The sequence below is a fragment of the Streptomyces sp. LS1784 genome (assembly GCF_020103755.1).
Taxonomy (GTDB): Bacteria; Actinomycetota; Actinomycetes; order Streptomycetales; family Streptomycetaceae; genus Kitasatospora.
In genome coordinates this window covers 1-4815 of record NZ_JAHSQD010000601.1, presented here as the reverse complement: position 1 = coordinate 4815, position 4815 = coordinate 1, and the positions used below count along the sequence as shown (strand labels likewise).

Sequence of the window (4815 nt, the reverse complement as noted above, 5' to 3'; positions counted from 1 at the left end):
CGACGCCGGTACGCCGTCGGGCGGACCCGCGCCCCTCCCCGGGGTGGGCGGGCCCGCCGTCCGGCACGAGGCGACCGGGCGCCGGGCTACAGGGCGTCCGGGCCGCGCTCGCCGGTGCGGACCCGTACGGCGGTGTCGACCGGGATGCTCCACACCTTGCCGTCGCCGATCTTCCCGGTCCGGGCGGCCTTCACCAGGACGTCGATCAGGTCCTCGGCGTCCTCGTCCTCGGCCAGGACCTCGATCCTGATCTTCGGCACCAGGTCCACGGTGTACTCGGCGCCCCGGTACACCTCGGTGTGGCCGCGCTGACGGCCGTAGCCGCTGGCCTCGGTGACGGTCAGGCCCTGCACCCCGAAGGCCTGCAGGGCGGCCTTCACCTCGTCCAGTCGGTACGGCTTGATCACGGCGGTGATGAGCTTCATCGGGCGTCGACCTCGGTCTTCTTCTCGGTGGGCTTCACGGCAGGCTCCGCGGCAACGGACTCCGCAGCAGCGAGCCGCTCGGCGACGGGCGTCGCGGCAGCGGCGGCCAGGCCCGGCAGGGCCCGGGCCAGGCCCGCCCCCACGGCGCTGAAATCGTAGGCGGACTCGGCGTGTTCGGCCTGGTCGATGCCGGCCACCTCGACCTCCCCGGCGACCCGGAAGCCGACCAGCCGGTCGACCGCCTTGGCCAGCAGCCAGGACAGCACGAACGAGTACGCCGCGACCACCGCCACGCCCATCGCCTGCTTGCCCAACTGCCCGATCCCGCCCCCGTAGAACAGGCCCTTGACGCCCTGGCCGACCCCGCCGGTGGCGAACAGCCCGACCAGCAGCGAGCCGATCGCCCCACCGACCGCGTGCACGCCCACCACGTCGAGCGAGTCGTCGAAGCCCCAGCGGTACTTGAGCGAGACGGCGGCGCAGCAGACCGCGCCCGCGACCAGCCCGATCGCCACCGCGCCGAGTGGGCTGACCGAGCCGCAGGCCGGGGTGATCGCGACCAGCCCGGCCACCGCGCCGGAGGCGGCGCCCAGCGTGGTGAAAGCGCCGTGCCTGAACCTCTCGTAGACCAGCCAGCCGACCAGCGCCGCGCCAGTGGCGACCTGGGTGTTGACCATCGCCATCGCGGCGACGCCGTTGGCGGCCAGCGCCGAGCCCGCGTTGAAGCCGAACCAACCGAACCAGAGCAGCCCCGAGCCGAGCATCACCAGCGGCAGGCTGTGCGGGCGCATCGGGTCCTTCTTGAAGCCGATCCGCTTGCCGAGCACCAGGCAGAGCGCGAGGCCGGCGACGCCCGCGTTGATGTGCACGGCGGTCCCGCCGGCGAAGTCGATCACGCCGTTGCGGTCGCCGAGCCAGCCGCCGTGGCCGCCGTCGAAGAAGAACACCCAGTGCGCGACCGGAAAGTAGACGATCGTCACCCAGAGCGCGACGAACAGGCCCCAGGCGGCGAATCTGGCCCGGTCCGCGACGGCGCCGCTGATCAGTGCCGGGGTGATGACCGCGAACATCAGCTGGAAGAGCGCGAAGGCGGTGACCGGGATGGAGCCGGTCAGCTCGTCGAGGCCGAGACCGCGCATCCCGAGGTGGTCCAGGTTGCCGATCAGACCGGCGAAGGAGTCGGACCCGAAGCTGAGCGAGTAGCCGTAGAGGACCCACAGCACGCTGACGATGCCGAGCGAGAGGAAGCTCATCGCCAGCATGTTCAGCGTGCTCTTGGCCCTGACCATGCCCCCGTAGAAGAAGGCCAGCCCTGGGGTCATCAGCATGACCAGGGCCGCACTGATGAGTACGAAGGCGGTGTCGCCCGCGCTGAAGCCGTCCGGCATCGGCGTCTCCTCTGCGTCCAGGCCGACCCGCACCCGGGGATCCGTCCCGTGGTGCCACCCGGGGCGTCGGCGTTGGACAGGAGCGTGCCGAAGGCTGGTTTCGGCCAGTGCGGCCGGTTGTTTCACCACCGTGACGCATGCGACGCGCGGGTTACGGCTGCGTGAACCGCGGCTGTGTGAGCCGCAGCTGCGTGAACCGCGGCCCCGCCGCCCGGCGGGCAGCGCCGCCGGCCGCCGGACACGCCACCGACCGTGACGGCGGCGGCCGCCACGGTCGGTGGAGCTTTCCCCGGGGAGTCCTCGGCGGGACCGGTCAGACCATCGAGACGAACTCCGGGATGTCCTGGACCACCCGCTCCTTGAGCCGGCTCACCGCGTCCACGCCCTTGAACCGGGCCGCCGCGGCCTCCGTGGTCTTGCGCACCCGGGAGTTCAGCCGCTCCGAGCGCACCTTGGCGGCGATGTCCACCGCCTGCTCGGCCATCACCACCGCCTGCTCGGCCTCCTTCTGCAGCAGGTGGACGCTGGCCATGCCGATCAGGTTGAAGGCGTACGAGCGCACGTGGTCGGCGTCCTGGCGGAACAGGTCGACCGCGCGCTCCATCACCGGCGCGGACATCGAGGCGTAGAGCTCGGCGTTGTCCGAGTGGTACGCGAGGTCGCGGAAGGAGTGCGCGTTCTCGGCGTTCAGCTCGGCCGGTGAGAAGAACTTCAGCCAGTCCGGATCCCCGTCCCCCTCCCGGATGTCGGTGAAGGTGTCCTCGGCCAGCCGGATCGCCCGGGCGCAGCGGTTGACCTCGCCGATGGTGGCGTAGGCGCGCGCCTCCATCGCGTACAGCAGGGACTGCTGGCGCGGGGTGGCGGTGTCGCGGCTGCCGTACTGGGCCAGGTGGATGAGCTCCAGGGCGTCCTCGCCCCGGTTGAGGTGGATCATCTGGCGGCTCATGTCGGTGAGGATCAGTGCGCCGAACGGGCGGTCGCCCGCCTCCTTGGCCGCGTGCAGGGCGAGCACGTAGTACTTCTGCGCGCTCGGGTGCATCCCGACGTCGTACGACATCCACCCGGCCAGGTGGGCGAGTTCGGCGGTGAGCCGGAACAGCCGCTTGGTGGTGTCCTCGCTGTACGTCTCCTGGAGCAGGTCGGTGACCTCGTGCAGCTGGCCGACGACGGCCTTGCGGCGCAGACCGCCGCCGTTCTGCGCGTCCCACTGCCGGAACATGACCGTGGTCTGTTCGAGCAGTTCGAGCTCGGGTTCGGAGAGCCGGCCGGTGAACGCCTCGCCGCCGTTGGCCGCGGTGAGGATCGGGGTGGGAACGCCGGACGGGCCGGGGGCGAGCCAGCGCTGCATCGGCTCGATCAGCGCGGCACCCGCGGTCAGCGCCAGCGAGGTGCCGAGGAAGCCCCGCCGGTTGAGCATGAGGTCGCTGCGGGAGTAGTCACTGATCAGCTGGACGGTCTGCGGACCGCTCCACGGCAGGTCGACGCCGCCGCCCACGGTCGAGACCGGGATCGCGGCGCGCAGGCCGAGGTCCTCGACCGAGACCACCGAGCCGAACCGCTCGGAGAAGAGTTCCGACATGATCTTGGGAATCGGCTCGCGGGGCTGCTCGCCGTCGAGCCATCGGCGCACCCGCGAGGTGTCGGTGGACACGTGGTGGGCGCCGATCTGCCGGGCCCGGCGGTTGACCTGGCGGGCCAACTCGCCCTTGGACCAGCCACTGCGGGCGAACCACGTGGTCAGCTTCTCATTCGGTTGCTTCTCTGCCATGGGTAACGTCCCCATCCCGCCCGGCCCCTAGCGGGGCCCCCGATCGTGACCGCCCGACGGTTGCGGGCTCTTGCCAGACGTGCCGTGCCTGAGGTGTTGCGGCGCCCCGGTCCTGCCGTGCCGCAGCGCCCTCGCACTGGTGTGCCATCGTTGCGGACGGTCCGTCAGATTCCCAACTCCCGCTCCCTGACGGCCCGGAGCGGACTCCTCGACGACATCCGCGTGCTGAACGTAATGCCCCGCGAGGGACCCACGGGAGCGGCCCTGGCGAAACGCCACCTTTCGCCACCCCCAGGAGTGAACCGAAGCCCGGGGGCACACGCTTCACTTAGGGAGTCCCGGCAGCCCGGCATATGCGGGCCGCCAAGTCCCCCGGCCCATCCCGGAGGACCCGGAAGACTCCGCAACCCTCCGCAGCCACAGGCGAGTTCACCGCCCACTCGGGACGGCCGCAGTCTCACGCACACGACGATCCGGCATCGGCGCCGCCCCCACAAGGCGGCGCCCGAGGCGTGCCGGCGGAACAGGCGCACACCACGCGCTGCGCGCCGCCACTGCACTACGCACCACACGGCTGACAATCGACACACAGTCACCATCCCGTAACCATCGGCAACGAGATCCTGTTGGGGGAGGCATGGACAACCTGTTCGGCGAACTTCGACTGGGGCACCTGCGGCTGGTACCGCTGGGCGCGCGCCGCCGCACCAAGGTCACCGCGTCCCAGGCCGCCGCGGAGTACACCGGCCGCTGGGGCTGGGCGGTCGCCACCGGCGACCCGGCCGGCTCTGGGGACGCCCCGACCCGCTGTCCCTGCGGTTCCCCCCGCTGCGCCGCGCCCGGCCTGCACCCCGTACCGGGCGGCGGCCGCCGGGCCCGCGCCACCCGTGCCGAGGGCTCGGTGCTGTTCCCCACCGGCCGCGCCTTCGACGTCCTGGACGTCCCCGAGCAGGCCGGCCTCCAGGCGCTGGTCCGGCTGGAGCGGATGGGCACCCAGGTGGGCCCGGTGCTCGCCGCCCCCACCGGCCGGCTCCAGTTCCTGGTCGCCGCCGGCACCGCCCGGCGCCTGCCCGACCTGCTGTACCGGATGGGCTGGGACGACGCCGCGCTCGACCTGACCTGCCACGGCGAGGGCAGCTACGTCGCCGCCCCGCCCACCGTGCTCGGCGGCCTCGGCCCGGTCCGCTGGCTGCGCCGCCCCACCCGCGACAACGCGGGCTGCCCGCCCGAGGCC

4 protein-coding genes are annotated in these 4815 nt (G+C 72.3%); 1 reads left to right on the top strand and 3 read right to left on the bottom strand.

Going from position 1 to position 4815, the window contains the following annotated elements:
• Positions 1-86: 86 nt before the first annotated feature.
• The 3 genes from KS423_RS38700 to KS423_RS38690 form a co-directional block, all read right to left on the bottom strand.
• Complete coding sequence (locus tag KS423_RS38700) at positions 87-425, bottom strand: P-II family nitrogen regulator (RefSeq protein ID WP_224284419.1); 339 nt, start codon at positions 423-425, stop codon at positions 87-89.
• Positions 422-1813 carry an ammonium transporter gene (locus KS423_RS38695; RefSeq protein WP_224284418.1) on the bottom strand — a complete coding sequence of 464 codons (1392 nt, stop codon included), beginning with the start codon at positions 1811-1813 and terminating at the stop codon, positions 422-424. Before KS423_RS38695 ends, KS423_RS38700 begins: the two co-directional genes overlap by 4 nt.
• Positions 1814-2126: 313 nt before the next feature.
• Positions 2127-3581 carry a hypothetical protein gene (locus KS423_RS38690; RefSeq protein ID WP_224284417.1) on the bottom strand — a complete coding sequence of 485 codons (1455 nt, stop codon included), beginning with the start codon at positions 3579-3581 and terminating at the stop codon, positions 2127-2129.
• Positions 3582-4218: 637 nt separating this feature from the next.
• Here KS423_RS38690 and KS423_RS38685 point away from each other — a divergent pair.
• Positions 4219-4815, top strand: a 597-nt coding sequence (locus KS423_RS38685; protein WP_224284416.1) for a bifunctional DNA primase/polymerase, incomplete at its 3' end; no start/stop codon positions are given.

Excerpts from the sequence above, each read along its gene's own strand:
- KS423_RS38700 (WP_224284419.1), bottom strand. The coding sequence starts at position 425 with ATGAAGCTCATCACCGCCGTGATCAAGCCGTACCGACTGGACGAGGTG.
- KS423_RS38695 (WP_224284418.1), bottom strand. The coding sequence starts at position 1,813 with ATGCCGGACGGCTTCAGCGCGGGCGACACCGCCTTCGTACTCATCAGT.
- KS423_RS38690 (WP_224284417.1), bottom strand. The coding sequence starts at position 3,581 with ATGGCAGAGAAGCAACCGAATGAGAAGCTGACCACGTGGTTCGCCCGC.